At 69.2% G+C, this 17,352-nt stretch carries 18 protein-coding genes and 1 pseudogene; 10 read left to right on the top strand and 9 right to left on the bottom strand.

Annotated elements, in window-relative coordinates; genetic code table 11:
* The first annotated feature begins 2 nt into the window (after positions 1 to 2).
* Complete coding sequence (locus ACZ6EM_RS12720) at positions 3 to 842, top strand: alpha/beta fold hydrolase (RefSeq protein WP_465772344.1); 840 nt, start codon at positions 3 to 5, stop codon at positions 840 to 842.
* A 68-nt stretch (positions 843 to 910) separates the two neighbouring features.
* On the opposite strand, the gene ACZ6EM_RS12715 is transcribed toward ACZ6EM_RS12720, so the two are convergent.
* From ACZ6EM_RS12715 to ACZ6EM_RS12705, 3 genes are all read right to left on the bottom strand, one after another.
* Positions 911 to 1,828, bottom strand: a complete 918-nt coding sequence (locus tag ACZ6EM_RS12715; RefSeq protein WP_452179431.1) for a class I SAM-dependent methyltransferase — start codon at positions 1,826 to 1,828, stop codon at positions 911 to 913.
* Positions 1,829 to 1,870: 42 nt separating this feature from the next.
* On the bottom strand, positions 1,871 to 2,938 hold the full coding sequence (locus ACZ6EM_RS12710; protein WP_465772343.1) for an NAD(P)/FAD-dependent oxidoreductase: 1,068 nt from the start codon (positions 2,936 to 2,938) through the stop codon (positions 1,871 to 1,873).
* A gap of 82 nt (positions 2,939 to 3,020) precedes the next feature.
* On the bottom strand, positions 3,021 to 3,974 hold the full coding sequence (locus ACZ6EM_RS12705; protein WP_452179433.1) for a hypothetical protein: 954 nt from the start codon (positions 3,972 to 3,974) through the stop codon (positions 3,021 to 3,023).
* A gap of 153 nt (positions 3,975 to 4,127) precedes the next feature.
* On the opposite strand from ACZ6EM_RS12705, the gene ACZ6EM_RS12700 reads away from it, so the two are divergent.
* On the top strand, positions 4,128 to 5,183 hold the full coding sequence (locus tag ACZ6EM_RS12700) for an aldo/keto reductase (RefSeq protein ID WP_465772342.1): 1,056 nt from the start codon (positions 4,128 to 4,130) through the stop codon (positions 5,181 to 5,183).
* Between the two features lie 82 nt (positions 5,184 to 5,265).
* On the opposite strand, the gene ACZ6EM_RS12695 is transcribed toward ACZ6EM_RS12700, so the two are convergent.
* Together ACZ6EM_RS12695 and ACZ6EM_RS12690 are read right to left on the bottom strand one after the other, a co-directional pair.
* Positions 5,266 to 5,835: a GNAT family N-acetyltransferase gene (locus ACZ6EM_RS12695; RefSeq protein ID WP_465772341.1), complete on the bottom strand. Its 570-nt coding sequence runs from the start codon at positions 5,833 to 5,835 to the stop codon at positions 5,266 to 5,268.
* A 23-nt stretch (positions 5,836 to 5,858) separates the two neighbouring features.
* Positions 5,859 to 6,749: an NAD(P)-dependent oxidoreductase gene (locus ACZ6EM_RS12690; protein ID WP_401055240.1), complete on the bottom strand. Its 891-nt coding sequence runs from the start codon at positions 6,747 to 6,749 to the stop codon at positions 5,859 to 5,861.
* Between the two features lie 106 nt (positions 6,750 to 6,855).
* On the opposite strand from ACZ6EM_RS12690, the gene ACZ6EM_RS12685 reads away from it, so the two are divergent.
* Positions 6,856 to 7,203: a winged helix-turn-helix transcriptional regulator gene (locus ACZ6EM_RS12685; RefSeq protein WP_359898000.1), complete on the top strand. Its 348-nt coding sequence runs from the start codon at positions 6,856 to 6,858 to the stop codon at positions 7,201 to 7,203.
* A 27-nt stretch (positions 7,204 to 7,230) separates the two neighbouring features.
* Here ACZ6EM_RS12685 and ACZ6EM_RS12680 read toward each other — a convergent pair whose 3' ends face one another.
* Positions 7,231 to 7,653: a DUF350 domain-containing protein gene (locus ACZ6EM_RS12680; RefSeq protein ID WP_387693905.1), complete on the bottom strand. Its 423-nt coding sequence runs from the start codon at positions 7,651 to 7,653 to the stop codon at positions 7,231 to 7,233.
* Positions 7,654 to 7,791: 138 nt separating this feature from the next.
* Entirely contained in the window at positions 7,792 to 8,280 is a 489-nt protein-coding gene (locus ACZ6EM_RS12675; protein WP_401045229.1) for an LURP-one-related/scramblase family protein, read from the bottom strand.
* A gap of 128 nt (positions 8,281 to 8,408) precedes the next feature.
* On the opposite strand from ACZ6EM_RS12675, the gene ACZ6EM_RS12670 reads away from it, so the two are divergent.
* The 6 genes and pseudogenes from ACZ6EM_RS12670 to ACZ6EM_RS12645 all read left to right on the top strand — a co-directional run bounded on the left by ACZ6EM_RS12670 (position 8,409) and on the right by ACZ6EM_RS12645 (position 14,331).
* A complete protein-coding gene (locus ACZ6EM_RS12670; protein WP_452179438.1) occupies positions 8,409 to 8,993 on the top strand; it encodes a GNAT family N-acetyltransferase in 585 nt (194 codons plus the stop codon).
* Positions 8,994 to 9,000: 7 nt separating this feature from the next.
* Complete coding sequence (locus tag ACZ6EM_RS12665; protein ID WP_400665173.1) at positions 9,001 to 9,141, top strand: thioredoxin domain-containing protein; 141 nt, start codon at positions 9,001 to 9,003, stop codon at positions 9,139 to 9,141.
* 21 nt (positions 9,142 to 9,162) lie between these two features.
* The gene (locus ACZ6EM_RS12660; protein WP_465772340.1) at positions 9,163 to 10,698 is read left to right on the top strand and encodes a recombinase family protein; all 1,536 of its coding nucleotides are present in this window, start codon (positions 9,163 to 9,165) and stop codon (positions 10,696 to 10,698) included.
* Between the two features lie 1,048 nt (positions 10,699 to 11,746).
* Positions 11,747 to 11,911 (top strand): annotated as a pseudogene (locus ACZ6EM_RS12655) (HNH endonuclease); the annotation flags it as partial.
* Between the two features lie 265 nt (positions 11,912 to 12,176).
* Positions 12,177 to 12,752, top strand: coding sequence for a recombinase family protein (locus ACZ6EM_RS12650; protein ID WP_452179441.1), 576 nt, complete (start codon positions 12,177 to 12,179; stop codon positions 12,750 to 12,752).
* A gap of 214 nt (positions 12,753 to 12,966) precedes the next feature.
* Complete coding sequence (locus ACZ6EM_RS12645; protein WP_452179442.1) at positions 12,967 to 14,331, top strand: DUF6602 domain-containing protein; 1,365 nt, start codon at positions 12,967 to 12,969, stop codon at positions 14,329 to 14,331.
* A 368-nt stretch (positions 14,332 to 14,699) separates the two neighbouring features.
* On the opposite strand, the gene ACZ6EM_RS12640 is transcribed toward ACZ6EM_RS12645, so the two are convergent.
* Together ACZ6EM_RS12640 and ACZ6EM_RS12635 are read right to left on the bottom strand one after the other, a co-directional pair.
* A complete protein-coding gene (locus ACZ6EM_RS12640; RefSeq protein ID WP_452179443.1) occupies positions 14,700 to 15,527 on the bottom strand; it encodes a DUF4231 domain-containing protein in 828 nt (275 codons plus the stop codon).
* Between the two features lie 575 nt (positions 15,528 to 16,102).
* Positions 16,103 to 16,297 carry a hypothetical protein gene (locus ACZ6EM_RS12635; protein WP_452179444.1) on the bottom strand — a complete coding sequence of 65 codons (195 nt, stop codon included), beginning with the start codon at positions 16,295 to 16,297 and terminating at the stop codon, positions 16,103 to 16,105.
* Between the two features lie 311 nt (positions 16,298 to 16,608).
* Between ACZ6EM_RS12635 and ACZ6EM_RS12630 the strand changes: the two genes are divergently transcribed.
* On the top strand, positions 16,609 to 17,352 hold the full coding sequence (locus ACZ6EM_RS12630) for an XRE family transcriptional regulator (RefSeq protein ID WP_452179445.1): 744 nt from the start codon (positions 16,609 to 16,611) through the stop codon (positions 17,350 to 17,352).

Below are 17,352 nucleotides of genomic sequence, written 5' to 3'. Positions count from 1 at the left end.
CGATGACGACCTTCACCGGCCCCGACGGCACTCCGCTCGGCTACCGCGTCCTCGGCGAGGGCGAGCCGCTGCTCGTCCTCGCCGGCGGCCCGATGCGCGACGCCGCGTACCTCGGCGACCTCGGCGGCCTCGCCGCACACCGCGCCCTGCACGTCCTCGACCTGCGCGGCACGGGCCGATCGGCACGCCCGGCCGACCCGGCGGGCTACCGGGTCGACCGGCAGGTGGCCGACGTCGAGGCGTTCCGGGCGCACCTCGGGCTCGACCGGGCCGACCTCCTCGCCCACTCCGCCGGCTGCTCGCTCGCCACCCTGTACGCGCTGCGGCACCCCCGTCGCACCGGCCGGCTGGTGCTGGTCACGCCCAGCCTCCGGATCCTCGGCGGCACCGTCACCGAGGACGACTACCGCGAGGCGGCCGAGGCCCGCGGCCTCGCCGACGAGGAGTGGTACCCGGCCGCCCGGGCCGCCGTCCGCGCCGCCTTCGCCGGCGGCGCCGCCGACCCCGACGCCGTGGCACCGCTCTTCCACGGCGACTGGAACGCCACCGCCCGCGCCCACGAGGCCGACTGCGCCGTCCAGAGCCACCCGGAGGCCGCCGCGGCGTACCACGGCGGCGGCTTCCGGCCCGCCGCCGTCCGCGCCGCCGTCGCCGAACTCCCGGTGCCGACACTGCTGTTGGCCGGCGAGTACGACCCCGACCCGCGGCCCGGGGCGGTCCGCGCCGCGGCCGCGCTGTTCCGCCACGCCCGTGCCGCCGTCCAGCCCGGCGCCGGACACTACCCGTGGCTCGACGACCCGGCCGCCTTCACCCGCACGGTGGCCGCTTTCCTCGCGGGCTGACGCCGCGGACCGTACGGCCGAGGACCGACGGCCGCCGTCCGTACGGTCGAGCACCCGCGGCCGCCGGATCAGTCCCGGCGGGCCGTGTGGACGGTCATCGCGGAGAGGTAGAAGGCGTCCGGACGGTGCAGGATGCCGGTAGGGGCGTCCTCGGCGAGCAGGGCCTCCAGGGTGGCCCGGTCCTCGGCGTCGAGCTGCTCGGCGAGCTGGTCGTGGCGCCGGGTCAACTGGGTGTGCAGGTAGCCGCGGACGGGCCCGGCGAGCGGGGCGGGGTGGTCGACCAGGAAGGTGCGGGTGCCGGTCGGGGTCAGTCCGGCCCGCCGCAGCATGGCCGGCCAGTCCTCGATCTCCTGGGTGCTGCCGGGCAGTTCGGCCCGCATGGCGCTGAAGCCGTCCTCGTGGGCGGCGTCCATCCGGGCCTGGAAGCCGGGCCGGCCGAGGCCGAAGTCGCGCGGCAGGTAGCGCGCCGGCAGACCGCTCTCCGCGACGGCGAGCAGACCGCCGGGCCGCAGCACCGCGGCGAGCGAGGTGAGCGCGGCCTGCTGGTCGCCCAGGTGGTGGACGGCGTTGCCGGACCAGATCAGGTCGGCCTCGCCGAGCTTGCCGAACTCCTCGGGCAGGTCTGCCTGTTGGGTGCCGAGCCGACCGCCGGAGCGGGTCCGGGCGCGCTCCAGCAGGGCGGCCGACTGGTCGACCGCCACCACCTCGGCCGCCGGGAAGACCTCCGCCAGCAGTCCGGCGATGACCCCGGGGCCGCTGCCGACGTCGAGGACCCGCCGCACCTCGCCCTCCCCGTGCAGGCCGAGCAGCCACCGCCCGGCCTCGGTGACGGCGCCGGCCCGCAGGTCGGCCTCCAGCTCCAGGTGCGCGGCGAGCGCGTCCCAGTCGAGGTCGGCGGCGGGAACGTGCCCGTGGCCGTGGGAGTGCCCATGGGAGTGGGAGTGGCCGTGCCCGTGGGAGTGGCCGTGCTGCTGCTGCGCTGACATCCGGATTCTCCGATCGTGGGTGGGTTGACGAAAGCTTCCCGCTCAGGCGGGCAGGGCGGCGCCGGACGCGCGGTACCTCCGCACCGCCCGGTCGAGCTCCTCCGCCACGAGGTCGTGGTCGAGCGCGAAGGCCGCCGCCGCGCCCATCCCGGCGGCGGTGACCACCTGGGCCCGCGGGTCGGCGACGTTGCCGACCGCCCAGACGCCGGGGAGGCTGGTGCGGCCGGTCCGGTCGGTGGTGACCCAGCCGTTGTCGTCCCGGGCGCAGTCGAGGCCGAAGAGCAGCGCGTCCCGGGGCACCGGCCGCGGGAAGACGAACACCGCCTCGCGCGGCACCACCTGCCCGGTGGCGAGTTCGACGCCGCGCAGCCGCCCGTCGCCGGACACCAGGCGGACGATCCGGCCCTCGACCACCCGGACGTCCCGGGCCGCGAGCCGTTCCCGCTCGGCGTCCGTCAGCGTCAGGGTGTGCGCGAGCAGCACCACGTCCGCCGACCACTGCCGCAGCAGCAGCGCCTGGTTGACCGCCCCCGGGCCGGTGCCGAGCACCCCGAGCGGGCGGTCGCGGACCTCCCAGGCGTGGCAGTACGGGCAGTGCAGCACGTCGTGGCCCCACCGCTCGACCAGGCCCGGCAGCTCCGGCAGCCCGTCCCGCAGCCCGGTGGCGACGACCACCCGGCGCGCGTGCAGCACCGGCCCGCCGGCCAGGTGGACCACGAAGCCCGACCCGGGGGACCCGGCCGGCTCGGCGGACTCGATGTGATCGCTGTGCTCGGCGGACTCGATGTGCTCGACCCGGGCGTCGATCAGGTCCACCCCGTACCGGGCGACCTCCTCCCGCCCGACCGCCAGCAGCGCCGCCGGGGGCATGCCGTCCCGGCTCAGGTAGCCGTGCAGGTGGGCGGCGGGTGCGTTGCGCGGCTCGCCGGCGTCCACCACGGCGACCCGGCGACGGGCCCGGCCCAGCACCAGCGCGGCGTTCAGCCCCGCCGCTCCGGCGCCGACCACCACCACGTCGTAGCGCTCGCGTTCCCCGATCCCGGTCGTCCCGGGTATCCCGGTCGTTCCTGTCGTCCTGACCGTTCCTGCCGTCCCTGCCGTCTCGCCCATGGCGCTCACCTCCACCGCCAGGCTGCGGCCCGCCCTACAACATCGGCAAGCTTTGTTGCCGTCTCAGCAAACCGCTGCGAGGTCACCCCCTCGTCCGCCGCCAGTACGACCGGGCGGCCACCGCCAGCGCGACCCCGTACCCGGCGAACCCGCACATCCCGACCCAGGAGATCTCCAGCGCGCTCTGCTCACTGGCGAACTCCCCCAGCCTGATCCGCGTCACCCCGGCGGTGCACAGCGTCAGGTAGCCGATCCCGACCACCCCGTACGGCGCCAGCGAAGCCGCGCCCAGCAGGGCCGGGGTGAGCGGCAGCCAGCGCGGCACCCGGCGGCCGCGCAGCGGCAGGGTCCAGCGCGGGAAGACCTGCCCCCACGGGCGGACCAGTCCCCAGAGCAGGAACACCCCGAGCAGCGCCAGCAGCACGGTGCCGTCGAGGCCCCGGCGCTCCAGGGCGAGCCAGAGCCCGGAGGAGCCGTTGCGCACGTAGCTCGCGTACATCTGGTCGCCGCTGATCCCGGCGAAGCTGCCGCCGAACGCCCAGAGCAACTTCATCAGCACGTACGGAACGAACGCCAGCGTGCCTGCCCAGGCGGCGAGTTGGACGATCGGCGGGGCCGCGGCGGGAGCCGGCGCCACCCGTTCGGCCCGGCCGCCCGGGCCGCCGCGGGCCCCGGGCCGCAGCCCCGGGGCGGTGCGGGCCAGCAGCACCGCCCCCACCGCCGCCAGGGTGCGCTCCACCGTGTCGGGGACGCTGTCCACCCGCTGGCCGAACAGCAGCGTCACCAGGTCCATCAGCAGGCCCCAGGCTCCGACCGCGGCCGCCCCGCACACCAGCCACAGCAGCCACCACAGCCCCCGCACCGGCTTTCGCCGCACCACCGCCACGCCGGCGGCCGCCGAGGCGACCCCCACGGCGGCCACCACCCACCCCGGCCAGTCCGCCCCCAGCAGCCGCGTCCCGCCCAGCGCGCACCCCAGCCCGAACCCGGCGTACCCGAGGCCCCAGCCGGTCACCGCCCACCCGTTCCTCACCATGCCGACAGGCTCGCCCGCGCCGCCCCCGCCGCTCCTCCCCCGGTGCGGTGATCCGGCTCCCCCACCCGAGGGAGCCGAGCCGCGCTTGCGCTGGAGCGCACTCCAACTCCTAGTCTCTGACACGCAACTGATCGCCAACCAGGGGGAATGGCCATGCGCTACCGCGTTCTCGGCGGCACCGGCATCGAGGTGAGCACCTACTGCCTCGGCACCATGATGTTCGGCTCCGTCGGCAACTCCGACCACGACGACTGCGCCCGGATGATCGGCACCGCGGTCGACCGGGGCATCAACTTCATCGACACCGCGGACATGTACTCGGCCGGCGAGTCCGAGGAGATCGTCGGCAAGGCACTGGCCGCCCGTGGCGACCGCGACGAGATCGTGCTCGCCACCAAGGTGCACTTCCCGATGGGCGAGGGCCACAACCGGGGCGGCAACTCGCGGCGCTGGATCGTCCGCGAGGTCGAGGAGAGCCTGCGTCGGCTGCGGACCGAGTGGATCGACCTGTACCAGGTCCACCGACCGGACCACACCACCGACATCGAGGAAACCCTCTCCGTCCTCGGCGACCTCGTCCGGGCGGGCAAGATCCGCGCCTTCGGCTGCTCCACCTTCCCCGCCGAGCAGATCGTGGACGCCCACCACGTCGCCGAGCGCCGCGGCCTGCAGCGCTTCCGCACCGAGCAGCCGCCGTACTCGCTGCTCGCCCGGGGCGTGGAGCGCGACGTGCTGCCCGTCGTCCAGCGGCTGGGCATGGGCGCGCTGACCTGGGGCCCGCTCGCCGGTGGCTTCCTGACCGGCCGCTACCGCAAGGACCGCCCGATCGACCTCACCCGGGGCCGGGCCGCCCTCCACCCGCACCGCTTCGACCCGGAGCTGCCCACCACGGCGGCCAAACTGGAGGCCGTCGAGGCCCTCACCGCCCTCGCCGAGGAGCTCGGCCGCACCCTCCCCGAGCTGGCCACCGCCTTCCCGGCGGCCCACCCGGCCGTCACGTCGGTGATCATCGGCCCGCGCACCGCGGCGCAGCTCGAATCGGCCCTCAAGGCCGCCGACCTGGTCCTGGACGACGCCACCCTCGACCGCATCGACACCATCGTCCCGCCCGGCACCGACCTCTACCGGGCCGACGGCGTCTGGCAGCCCCCGGCCCTCACCACCCCGGCCCTGCGCCGCCGCCCGGTGTCCGACCGCCCCGCGGCCTGAACCCCCGCCCCTCCCCCTCCCCGTCTCCTCCCGCCTTTCCGGCCTCCGCCCGCCCGGCCACGACGGCCGGGCGGGCCGGAACTCACCCCCTCGGGGCGGCGAAGCAGTGGACGGTGACGGTGCGTCCGGAGGCCCACCGCTGGTCGCCGCCGCCGAGGTGGGTCCAGCCGAGGCGGCGATAGAGGGCCACGGCGGCGGTGTCGGTGGCGAGCACGTCGAGCACGGGGTGCAGGCCGAGCGCCCGCGCGTGCGCCACGGCGCAGGCCAGCAGCCGGGCGCCGACGAGGCGGCCACGCGCCTCGGGGGCGACGTAGAGCCGGCCGATCACGGCGGTGAGCTCCGGGCGGCCGCCGGTGCGCCCGCTCCACAGGACGGGGGCGAGGTCGCCCGGGGCGCTGCGGGCCAGGCCGACGTGCCCGCTGAGCCGGCCGTCCGACTCGGCGATCCAGGCGGCGAGCAGGCCGTCCGGGGTCAGCCAGGCGGCGGGGCGGTCGGGCCAGTCGGCGGGATAGCCGTCGACGGTGTGGACGTCGCCCAGCACCCGGACGCAGTCGGCGAGGTCGTCGGCGCGGCGCGGTCTGACGACCACCCCCGCCCCGGCCTGCCCTGGTTCGGACGCGACGACGGTGGCGCGTTCTTCGAGGTCTGCCATGCCGGTACGTTACCGGCCGGCCCTCACCGTCGCAGCAGGTCGACGACCCCGGTCAGGTCCTCCCCACCGCCACCGACCTCCAGTCGGCGCTCCATCAACCGAAAGTACGGTTCGAGGAGTTCGGCGCTCACCCGCTGCTCCTCGGCGGTGCGCAGCAGCGTCTCCTTGCCGGCCACCTGCATCGCCAGGTTGGACACTACGTCCCGGGCGTAGTCGCCGCTCTCCAGCTGCGCCGCCGTCCTGGCCACCGAGCCGGACATCGCGGCCAGCCAGTCGCCCAGCAGCGGCGCCAGCCCGCTCGGCGCCACGGCCTCGCCGCGGACCAGCGCGAAGGCGTGCGCGATCCCGGCGAACATCCCGTACATCCCGCTGAGCAGCGCCACGTCGTGCAGCGCCGCGTACCCGGCGTCGGCGCCCACGTAGCGGGTTCCGGCCGGGACGGCGAGGGCGCCCCCGTGCTCCTCGAACAGCTCGGACGAGCCGCTGTAGAACACGTACGCCCCGGCCGCCGGGACACCGATCATCGGCGGGACGGCCATGATCCCGCCGTCCAGGTAGCGGGCGCCGCGCTCCTCGGCCCAGGCGGCCCGGGCACGGGCCTGCCCGGGAGTGCTGGTGACCAGGTTGACCAGGTCCTTGCCGGTCAGGTCGACGCCGTCCAGCGCCGCCGGCACGGAGGCGTCGTCGAGCAGGCAGACGACGACCAGCCGGTTCGCGGCGACGGCCCGCGCGACGGTGGCGGCGACGGTGGCGCCGCGGGCGGCGAGTCCGTCGGCACGGGCGGCGGTGCGGTTCCAGACGGTCAGCGGGTGCCCGGCGGCGAGCCAGGCCTCGGCCAGCGCGGTGCCCATCGCGCCGAGGCCGAGCAGGGTGAGCGGGGTCCTGGGGGTGTTCTCAACGGGGTTGGTTGCCATGGCAGTCAGCCTCCGCGCCGGCCCCGGAAACGATCAAGTACGCACTTCGAAGTGGGTGGTTACCCTGGGGTGAGCATCGAGCTGGCAGGGGCCGGAAGGGGTGGGCATGGCGATCGTGTCGAGGCCTGGGGCGCACGTCTGCGGGACCGACGCCGCGATGGACGTGATCGGCGGCAAGTGGAAGGTGTCGATCCTCTGGGCCCTGGGCGAACGCCCGCACTGCCGCTTCGGCGAGCTGCGCCGGCTGCTGCCGGGGATCACCGAGAAGGTGCTGGCCGCGCACCTGCGCGAGATGGAGGCGCACGGCATCGTGCACCGGGAGGCGTACGACGAGGTGCCGCCCCGGGTCGAGTACGCGCTGACCGGGGCGGGGCACCGCCTCAACACGGCGCTGGGGCCGCTGGGGGACTGGGGGCGGGAGCACGTCCTGGGCGAGGCGCCCCGCCCGGCGTAGCGCGGCCCGGCGCAGCGCGGCCCGGGCCTACGCGATCGCGGCCGACACCACCGCCGCCACCGCGATGTTGCAGGCCGCGGACACCCACACCGCCGGGTGCGGCTCCGGATCGACCAGGATCTCGCCGAGCCTGCCCGGCGTCAGCAGGTCCACCAGCCAGAACGCGACGGCCATCAGCACCAGCCCGAGCAGGCCGTAGCAGGCCGTCGACACCAGGCCCTTGCCGAAGTCGGCATAGGTGTACATGATCGCGGTGAAGACGATGCCGCCGATGCCGAGCAGGGCGGAGCTGAGCAGGACGGCGGCGTTGCGGTTGCGCTCGACCCAGATCTGCCGGCCGAGCTTGCCGGGCGTCAGCAGGTCGACCAGGCCGATGCCGAGGAGCAGCAGCACCACGCCGAGGGTGCCGTAGGCCGCCGCCGCACCGAGCCCGTGCAGGATGTCGTTCATCGTGGTTCCAGCCCCCGGTCCGCTCATGCCGTCCCCCCGACCGTGCCGGTCGGGGCCCCCGACCGGCCTGGTCAAGGGTTGGCAAAAGATACCCCACCCGGGTGAGGGCGGACCGGGGACCGGGAAACCGGGGACGGGTCAGTCCTCCTCCTGCACCAGGTGGTCGACGCAGGCCGCGACGGCCAGCAGCAGACCGGCGTCCGCGCCGTCGGCGATCTCCACCCCGTAGGTGTCCCGGATCCGGAACCACTTGCGGCTGATCCGGGCCAGCTCGTCGCCGTGCTGGTTCTCGACCCGGTAGTCCTTGTCGATCAGGTTGCCGTGGATCTTCAGCTCGCCGCCGGAGGCCAGCTCCACCAGGTACTTGTCCCGGAACGGGGTGAACAGCTTCTCCCGGACGGTGGCGACCACCTCGCCGTCGGCGTCCTCGATCCTCATCGCGTCGCGGACGGTGAGCATCTTCTCCCTCACCACCGCGACCACCCTCCCGTGCGCGTCCTTCAGCTCGAAGGTGTCCCGCAGCCGCAGGACCTTGCCGTCCACCAGGAACGCCTTGTGCCCCCGGTCGTCCTCGATCCAGTAGTCCTCGCCGACCGCGAACAGCTTCTCCCTGACCAGATACCGCACCGTGCGACCTCCTCCGTGGTGACGTCGCCCCATTCGACCCCGAGCGCCCGGCCGCGGAGAAGCACCGCCACGGAGCACCGGCCGAAAACCCCGTCGCACGGCGGCCCCCGGTCCCCTTCAATACCGCCATGCACCCCGACCTCACCAACGACCTCACCAACAGCCTCACCAGCGGCCTCACCACCGCCGAGCTGCGCAGCGAGCGCCTCGACCTGCTGCCGATCGCCCCCGGGCACGCCGAGGAGCTGGCGGCCGCGCTCGCCGACCCGGCCCTGCACGCCTTCACCGGCGGCCGCCCGGCCACCGTCGAGGAGCAGCGCGCCCGCTGCGCCCGGCTCGCCGCCGGCTCCCCCGACCCGGCCGAGGCCTGGGGCAACTGGGTGCTGCGGCTGCGCGCCGACGGCGCCCTCACCGGCTACGTGCAGGCCACCGTCCGCCCCGACGCCTCCGAGGCCGAGGTCGCCTGGGTGGTCGGCACCCCCTGGCAGCGCCGCGGCCTGGCCACCGAGGCCGCCCGCACCCTGCTCGCCCACCTCGCCGACGCCGGCGTCACCACCGCCGCCGCCCACATCCACCCCGACCACCACGCCTCCGCCGCCGTCGCCCGCGCCCTCGGCCTGCGCCCCACCACCCGCACCCAGGACGGCGAGACCCGCTGGCAGTCCGACCTCACCCGGCACGCCCGGAATGCGGGCACCCGGCGTGCGGTTTGATTGACGCATGGCATCTCGTGCACGTGTACGCGCCCCCGAGCTGGTCGGGGCAGGCGGTTGGCTGAACACCGGCGGCAAGGAGCTCGCGCTCGCCGACTTCCGGGGCAAGATCACCATCCTGGACTTCTGGAAGTCCTACACAATGTAGGGATCTCCAGAGGGGGCGTACGTGCACCACCACACCCTGTGTGACCTGTACCTTCGGCTGTCCTTGGACCGGGACGGCAAGACGGCGATCGAACGCCAGGAAGCCGACTGCCGCGCATGGGCCGAGCGCAACGGACTGACGGTCCGCAAGGTCCACATCGACCGAGGCCGATCCGGCTTCAAGGACGTTGAGCGCAAGGGCTTTGACTCCGCCCTTGCCTCTGTGACTGCGGGAGTCGTCGGAACCCTGATCGTCTGGAAGCTGGACCGGCTCTCCCGCAAGGGCATCGGCCAGGTCGGCAAGGTCCTGGACGACATCGAGAAGGCGGGCGGCCGTCTGGTCTCCGTCGTGGACGGTCTCGACACCTCGAACGACTCGGCCCGCATGGTCGTTGCCATGCTCGCCGAACTCGCCCGCTCCGAGTCGAAGAACCTCGGCACCCGCGTGGCCCACGCGAAGCGGCACCTGCGCCGACAGGGGCAGTGGATCGGCGGACAGCCACCGTACGGGCTGCTGGTCGACCCCGCCACGAAGAAGCTGACGCACGACCCCGAGACGGCCGTCTACGCGCGGCTGATCGCGGATGACGCGCTGGCCGGCAAGTCCCTCGTGCAAATCGCACAGCTGCTCAACGAGTACGACATCCCCTCGGCCCGGGGTGGCCAGTGGAACGCCGCGAGCATCATGAACCTGGTCAAGTCGCCCGCCTTCGCCGGTCTCATGCCGGAGACCGAGACCATCGAAGCCGAGGACGGCAGCCGGAAGTTCACGAGCCGGGTGTTCCCCTACCGAGACCCCGAGACGCTGGACACGGTCAGCATCGGCGAGGGAATCATCACGGTCGGCGAGCGCGACCAGATCATCCGGCAGCTCGAATCCCGGACCCGTACCCACGCAGGCAAGCGGATGCCGAAGCCGAACGGCACGGCACTGCTCACCAGCCTGGTGTTCTGCGACGTGCCCGGGTGCGGTCGTCGGATGCACAAGGTCGGCAACAGCTACCAGTGCATGGCTCGCCGAGCGGGCAACCAGTGCCCCGGTGCGAGCGCCATGGCCGACCGCGTGGACGAGTACGTGTCCGAGTGGTTCCTCTCGCTGCTCCCCACGCTGGATCTGGACGACCCCCTGTTGGTGGCAATCGCCGACCGGTGGGTGAAGCGGACCGACCCCGAGACCTTCGCCAAGCGGGACGCGATTACCTCCGAAATCACTGACCAGGAAGCCCGGTTGGCTGACCTGGAGGATGCCCGCTACGTCCGGGGCGAGTTCGACCGCCCCGGCGCCCTCGAACGCTACGAACGCCTCGCCGCCCGGCTCCAGAGCCGTATCGACGGCCTGCGCGCCGATCTCACCGCCCTTCCGCTCCCGGCCGTCGACATCTCCCCGCTCCTGGACAGCGAGTTGCTACTCCCCGCCTGGCAGGCTTCGACGCAGGACCAGAAGCGGGACCGCCTGTCCCTGGCCATAGACGGCGTGTTCATCAGCAAGGGCGAACGAGGGAAGCGCTTCGTCCCAGAGCAGCGCGTCCGCATCAAGTGGGCCGAGATCAAGGAATAGCCCCCAGCCTCCCCGTAGCGGCCCCTACAGCCCCGTCCGGCCCCCTCTTTGGCTGGGCGGGGCCTCTTCATGCCTTCTGCCGAGCGTGTAGCGGCTCGACTGACGGCCGCCGAGCCCGTTCGCCGTGTGTAGCCTCCTGCTGCGCCAAGCCTGGCTGACCACCGTTCGTGGCATGTCGCCCGAAAACCTGGTGGCAGGCAGATCGGCTTTCCTGGCAGCGTGTGTGACCTGCGGTGATCCTGTCAGTGGCCGCACCTAGGGTCGTGGATGCTCTCGGGCTTCGGTTGCAGTTTCGTCGGGTGAGTGGCGAAACGATGTTGGTGGGGAGGGGTCTGGATTGTTCTCCTTTGCTTCTTTACCCCCGACGCCGGAGTCAGGTCTCGCCCTTGCGGTTACTGGCCTTCGGCACTCCCGTCGCAGCGCTTCATGATCAACAAAATGGGATGGGAGGGGTTCGTTTGGCGGCCCTCGAAGAGTCGCGCGCCACTTGTTCGGAGTGTGGGGGTCCACGCCCCCGGCCCGACCGTGCAACGTGCGGTGCGAGGTTGTGTGTCGAGTCGGCACGGTTGCAGGTTGCTGCCCGCCGTGCGCGTGAGGCGGTGCGCGCTGCTGCGGGTGCTCCACGGTGTCATCGCTGTGATGAGCCGCATGGTCGTGATGCGTGGGCGCTGTATTGCGTGCGGTGCGCTGGGGAGGTGGACGAGTCCCGGCGGGCGGAGCGCCGCAAGCTCTCGGAGCAGAGGCGGCAGACGGGCGCCCAGAAGCCTTGCCAGGGGCCGAAGTGCTCGAAGCCCGTGGGGTTGTCACCGAGCGGCCCTGACCGGCTCTACTGCTCGGATCAGTGTCGTCGCACTGCTGAGCATGTACGCAAGCGCGCCCGGACCAAGCCCGATCCTGTGCCGTGTCGTCGTTGCGGCAAGCCGGTGATCCTCAAGTTTCGTGACGGGGTGTGCCGCACATGTCAGAAGGTACAGCGCACGGTCGCCCGTCGCGTGACGTTGCAACGTCACGTACGTGAAGCACACGGGACGCCGGCTGTTTTCACTGTGCGGCTGAGCTGCCCGAGGGAGGCGTGATTGACCACCTGCGCCCCATATCGCGGGGCGGGCTGTCGACGGTCGCCAACCTGCGCGTGGTGTGCGTGCTGTGCAATGCGTCGAAGAAGGATCAGCTCTTGGATGAGTGGACTCCGCCACTGCTGGCCGAGCGCTGACCTCCCCAGGCGGGCACCCCCCTTCGCTCCTGGCCGGAACCGGGAGGGAGAGAAAACTCTCGCGTGGCTGATCAGGGCATTTGCGCGGAGGCGCCCGCGCTGGTCGTCGTGACGTTGGGTCACCTTTGCGGGTCGTCTCAGAAACGATGGTTTGTGAGACGCCTCGCCGACAGGATGCAACGACCCTGTCCTCGCGTTCAAAACCCGTCTCAAAACCTTCTCTGAGCCCGTGGTGTTATGAGACGAGTTCTGAGACGCTTGAGGCATGGCGACGACCAAGACCACCGGCCACCTGATCGGCTACGCCCGAGTCTCCACCGACGACCAGGAGGCGCAGTTCCAACACGACGCGCTCACCGAAGCGGGCTGCGATCGGATCTTCACCGACAAGGCCAGCGCGAAGAACACCGACCGCCCGGAGCTGTCTGCGGTCCTGGACTACCTCCGTCCCGGCGACACCCTGTACGTATGGAAGTTGGACCGCTTCGCCCGCTCATTGATCGACCTGGTAACGATGGTGGATACCCTGTCGACCCGGGGCATCGGCTTCAAAGTTCTGACGGGTGCGCTGGCGAGCATCGACCCGAACACCCCCGACGGACGGCTCATGCTCCAAGTGGTCGGCGCGATGGCGGAGTTCGAGCGGAGCCTGATCAAAGACCGCACCCGGGCCGGCCTGGACGCCGCCAAGGCGCAGGGCCGCATCGGTGGTCGGCCGAACGCCCTGGACGCCGACAAGCTCGCCGCTGCCCGTGCCCGCCGAGCCAAAGGGGAGAGCGTGACCGCGATCGCCAGGGCATTGGGGGTAAGCCGCGCGACCTTGTACCGCCACCTCGGATAGGAGTGGCGTACCACCGATTTGACCAGTAGGCCCGTACGCATAGGCGTGATCAAACCTGCCCGCCCCTAGTCTTGACAGCCCTCGGGGCCCAATCGAAGTGATACTCGATGTGTATCACCGCCCGCCCCCGTGTCGCTGCCACGGACAGTCCAGTCAGCCAACCACGTGCAAGATCGTTTCCGCGAACGCCATAATTGCCTCAATACTTTCATCTATGATGAGCCATCAAGAATCATGCGAAGGACAAGAATTGGGGCGAGGTTCGGTGATTCGCACGGCCGCAGATCTTCTTTCAGAAATTCTCCGCAAGGAGTTGCCCAAACTTGATCAGGTGCCCATAAAGCACGCCCCGACGATTGGGGACATGTACGAGGGACTTTCTTCGAGCATATTGAATCGCGCCCTTCCGGATGGCCTGGGGCTGCGAGTAGTGACCGGATTTGCCTGCGATGACGATGGTCGCCTTTCTGGTCAAATGGACTGCATGGTAGTGAAGGGAGAGGGGGAACGGCTGCCATACAGTGAAACTTACGTATGGCACGTGAAAGACATCATTGCCGTCATCGAGGTGAAGAAAAATCTTCACTCGGCCGAGCTTCGCGACGCATTTTCCCAGCTTAAGACGGTCAGCGCAATCGAGCACCCTTATTATCAAGGCAATGAGGAGCTAGACGACCCAAATCGAAGCATGGGCCCCTCAATCAGAACGTTTGCCGAGATGACCGGGCGGGCCGCCTGGGGAGCAGATGGGATTGCCACCCTCTCATATGCAGAGGAGGCCATACTTAATGCCCTTGCCTTGGAGCAGGTTTCCGCAATCCGAGTCATCCTTGGGATGCATGGGTTCAAGAGCGAGCAAAACTTCAGATCCTCAATGGTGGAGTACCTTGAGGAGAATATTGGAAATATTGGCTTCGGTCCGACAGATTTTCCTCAGCTGATCATCTCAGGTGGCTATTCTCTCGTGAAGACCAATGGTCGGCCATTCATGGCGCCTCTGGTCGACGGCTGGTGGCCGTTCTACTTCTCGACACCAGAAAACCCCCTACGGCTACTGCTGGAATTTATATGGACGCGACTAGATGAAATGTATGGATTTGGCCACCAACTCTGGGGGGAGGATCTTGAGATGGAGGTCGGCAGGGGCCTACTGAGCTTCCGCGCCGTCCATGTCGATGGAAGAAGTGGCTGGCAAGCAAGAGTGCATGAGATCAACAAAGAAGAGCTCAACAAGATTCCAGTCACTGAACAGTGGAGCCCGAGCTTTATCGGAGAGGAGGAATTTGCTTTGCTTGTGCGGCTATGCCAAGGAATGGAGGTCCACGCCGATGACTCTGAAATATTGTCATGGCTAGAGTCTCGCGGAACTGAATACGATAGCGTGCGTGATCGCCTACTGGAGACTCATCTTGTCGCATCTTACGGGCGACACCTAAAGCTCATCACAAAGGAATGCGGACTGGCAATTCTCCCAACTGGTGAATATGTAGCCGCAGAGAACAGTACCGGCCGCTTGACTCGCTGGATCGCCCGTTGGACGGAGTTGCGCGAACATACCTCGGATACGCTGGAGGAATGAATTCCCAAGAATCTGATCGATCGACAGCACTCAACTGTACTTCCAAACTTAAGCACCACTGACGTTCCAACCCGGGGGCGACAAGGAAACGGGCGGGGCCATACTTGCTGCGGGTTAGTGGCTCTCCCTGTGTCCGGGTGTATATGGTGGGAGTGCTGCGGAAGTTCAGCATGTTATCGTCTCGCGATCCCGGCTCCAGCTCGAAACGTACGCGCTGGGTGTGATGCCGTTTTCCCGCCCCAGATGGCCAACTATCCAATTTCTCAAGGGAATCAGATTCTCAAAGAATCGAGAAATGGGCCCTGGAGGCGCCTCTAAGGGCGTTTAAAGCAGCGGGAAATCTAGCCCGCACACCCCTACCGGCAGATTTATTCGCCAGGAGAGGCGCCTTGCGCCGGCTGGTCAAGCTGTTGCTGACGTTTACGCTGTTCGTTCTGCAAGATCTCAGCCCTTTCGGTGAATTCAGCAATCGCCTCTTCGTCTGTCGCGATAGAGCGGTATCGTCCGATTTTGAGATTTACCGCATTGAGCTCTTCCTCAAGTGAATCGGCTGTCTGCTGCAGGTAGAAGCTCCTCTCGCGATACTTAAAATAGCCAGTAAATCCGGCTGAGATTCCGACGGAGAAGCTCGCGGCCACTGTAAATAGCTGCCCCCTGGGGATCGAATCACCGAGGGCAGCGACTGTTGACGTGGTCAGTGATCCGACGATGATTACACTCTGGAATGCGTTGTGAATGGCGCGATATCGAGTTCCGCTCCGCTGATACCGCTCGATGGACCCGTGGACGCTTTCCTTGTAGATATGCCTTCGCGAAGGCGGGTCGAGGTTCAGCTGAACAGCCAGCAGCCTCTTCCGCTCGTGCGCTAGCTCCAGCTCCAACTTCTGCTCTGCGATATATTTCAAACTCCATGGCGACAGATCGTGACTGTCCGCCAAATTGAGCGCCATCATGATGAGGGCGATGTCTATGGGGATGCAGGCAACATTGATTCTCGCAAGGTCGACGCGACCCCAGAGTGCGACATTCCCAATAAAAATAAGGAGAGTGAGAATAGGGGCTGCCGAGTATACGGAGAGATGGCGAAATCGATTGATTCTGGCCGCATGGAGATTATGTTCGATCTCCAGGATGGACCTGCTCTGTTCAAGCTGCAGCTCAACAGGGCCAAGTTCCTGATCTCCTTGAGCGGCCAAGCCATCCCCCCGGATTGTGCACTTGCATCATGCTTCCATCGTCCTGTTGTGGAGAATGGTAGCGATCGAACGGCCTCTCGCTTCGGCTTGGGAAGGACGGCCCCGAGATTCGACACCGCACCCACCGCCCGCACGAACACCGGGCGCTCTGGCAGCAGGTGCGTGACCGGCAGTGACGACGGGAGATCCTGCGGGATGAACTGTCGCTCGATCTTCCCGAGGTAGTCTCCAGCCGCGCACGCTCCGGGGTCCCCATGGAGCCTTGCTTCTCTGTCGCTGCCGTCACTGGAACCCGTCCCGGCCGGAACCTTCCCCAGGCAGCCGGGACGGGGGTCTGTAGGGCACGTCAGCGCCACGGGTGATTGGCTTCCCGCAGTCTGGCGAGCAGAGCCGCCCGCCGGTCGCGTTCCTCGGGCGTCAACGGCGCTTCGCTGAACTCCTCCGGAGAGAGGACCGGTCGAAGTCCAGCGGACCGCGCAGGAGGCCACGGGTGGGACCTCATCCAGCCGAACGGGTCCACGGGCGCAGCATCCCCACAAGGGCCCTCCATGAGGGTCTGAGGGTCCTCATGGACGTCACCCGTCATCGCGCACCGCCAGACATTCCCCGTCATCCAGGTGCTGGGCGCGCCACTTGGCGACCTTGCGCAGGATCGTCGGGTTGTCGGGGTACTGCGCTGCCATGCCATCGAAGAGTTCACACCCGGGGCACTTGCCGGCGTCCGGGGCAGTGCTGGCCGTGATCGGCAGGATGCGCCCGACCAGCGCCATGCGGCTAACGCCCGCCATGGGACACCGCCGAAACGCCAGGAACCCCTTGGTCAACCATCCGGGCCGACGCCTCGGCATTGCGGTCGCTAAGAACGTGGAAGGACGCCAACGCCCCGCTATGCGCCGCCTTCTGCTCGGAGAACGTCCGCGTGCCCCTGTCCTTCGCCCTCATAGGCCTCCTCCCGTTGATCTGTCACCAAGGTCTGACAGCGCCCGGGACGGTGAAACCTCGCGCAAAGGACACTTCAGAACGTCCCTCACGCGGTACAACGTCCTTACAGGAGTCCGGGCCTTGCGGGGAGACAGACGAGATGCCCAACGAGAGGCTGAAAGCCGTTATGGCGTCGGGTGGTTGGACGTGCGCCGCCTTGGCGGACAAGGCCGGCGTCGACACCAAGTCGGTTGAGCGCTGGGCCAATCAGAACCGGACGCCCCGGTTGAGGACGGCCCGCCTGGCCGCCGAAGCGCTGGGAGAAGACATGTTCGCACTGTGGCCGAGCCTGCGGCAGCCACGAGCCGCGCGAGCGATAAGCCCCGAGCTGGTAGCCCTGTACGAGCAGCGGGCCGACCTACCGGTGTCCGTCATCGTGGACTTGCTGGAGAAGGCCACTGATCGCATCGACGTGCTGGTCTACGCCGCTGTGTTCCTCCACGAGGCCTACCCACGGCTCAACGATCTCCTTCGGGAGCGCGCCGCCGAGGGCTGTGCGGTCCGGATCGCCATCGGCGACCCCGACAGTGAGAACGTGAGGCAGCGCGGAGAGGAAGAGAAATTCGGCCACGGCATCGAATCCCGGTGCAGGCTCGCCCTCATGCACTACCGGCCGCTCCTCGGCACGCCCGGCATCGAGATCCGGACCCACGGCACCACGCTCTACAACAGCCTCTACCGGGCCGACGACCAGTTGTTGGTGAACGCCCACGTATGGGGCGTGAACGCCTTCGGAGCGCCGATCTGGCACCTTCGACGGACAAGTGCGGGAACGCTCTTCGGCACCTACGCTTCGAGCTTCGATGCGGTGTGGAACACCGCCCGACCGGTCGAGGAGAGCTGA

This window comes from Kitasatospora sp. NPDC041917, from assembly GCF_055589745.1.
This window is presented reverse-complemented; position numbering and strand designations above follow the sequence as displayed.

Excerpts from the sequence above, each read along its gene's own strand:
- ACZ6EM_RS12720 (WP_465772344.1), top strand. The coding sequence starts at position 3 with ATGACGACCTTCACCGGCCCCGACGGCACTCCGCTCGGCTACCGCGTC.
- ACZ6EM_RS12715 (WP_452179431.1), bottom strand. The coding sequence starts at position 1,828 with ATGTCAGCGCAGCAGCAGCACGGCCACTCCCACGGGCACGGCCACTCC.
- ACZ6EM_RS12710 (WP_465772343.1), bottom strand. The coding sequence starts at position 2,938 with ATGGGCGAGACGGCAGGGACGGCAGGAACGGTCAGGACGACAGGAACG.
- ACZ6EM_RS12705 (WP_452179433.1), bottom strand. The coding sequence starts at position 3,974 with ATGGTGAGGAACGGGTGGGCGGTGACCGGCTGGGGCCTCGGGTACGCC.
- ACZ6EM_RS12700 (WP_465772342.1), top strand. The coding sequence starts at position 4,128 with ATGCGCTACCGCGTTCTCGGCGGCACCGGCATCGAGGTGAGCACCTAC.
- ACZ6EM_RS12695 (WP_465772341.1), bottom strand. The coding sequence starts at position 5,835 with ATGGCAGACCTCGAAGAACGCGCCACCGTCGTCGCGTCCGAACCAGGG.
- ACZ6EM_RS12690 (WP_401055240.1), bottom strand. The coding sequence starts at position 6,749 with ATGGCAACCAACCCCGTTGAGAACACCCCCAGGACCCCGCTCACCCTG.
- ACZ6EM_RS12685 (WP_359898000.1), top strand. The coding sequence starts at position 6,856 with ATGGCGATCGTGTCGAGGCCTGGGGCGCACGTCTGCGGGACCGACGCC.
- ACZ6EM_RS12680 (WP_387693905.1), bottom strand. The coding sequence starts at position 7,653 with ATGAACGACATCCTGCACGGGCTCGGTGCGGCGGCGGCCTACGGCACC.
- ACZ6EM_RS12670 (WP_452179438.1), top strand. The coding sequence starts at position 8,409 with ATGCACCCCGACCTCACCAACGACCTCACCAACAGCCTCACCAGCGGC.
- ACZ6EM_RS12665 (WP_400665173.1), top strand. The coding sequence starts at position 9,001 with ATGGCATCTCGTGCACGTGTACGCGCCCCCGAGCTGGTCGGGGCAGGC.
- ACZ6EM_RS12650 (WP_452179441.1), top strand. The coding sequence starts at position 12,177 with ATGGCGACGACCAAGACCACCGGCCACCTGATCGGCTACGCCCGAGTC.
- ACZ6EM_RS12645 (WP_452179442.1), top strand. The coding sequence starts at position 12,967 with ATGATGAGCCATCAAGAATCATGCGAAGGACAAGAATTGGGGCGAGGT.
- ACZ6EM_RS12635 (WP_452179444.1), bottom strand. The coding sequence starts at position 16,297 with ATGGCGCTGGTCGGGCGCATCCTGCCGATCACGGCCAGCACTGCCCCG.
- ACZ6EM_RS12630 (WP_452179445.1), top strand. The coding sequence starts at position 16,609 with ATGCCCAACGAGAGGCTGAAAGCCGTTATGGCGTCGGGTGGTTGGACG.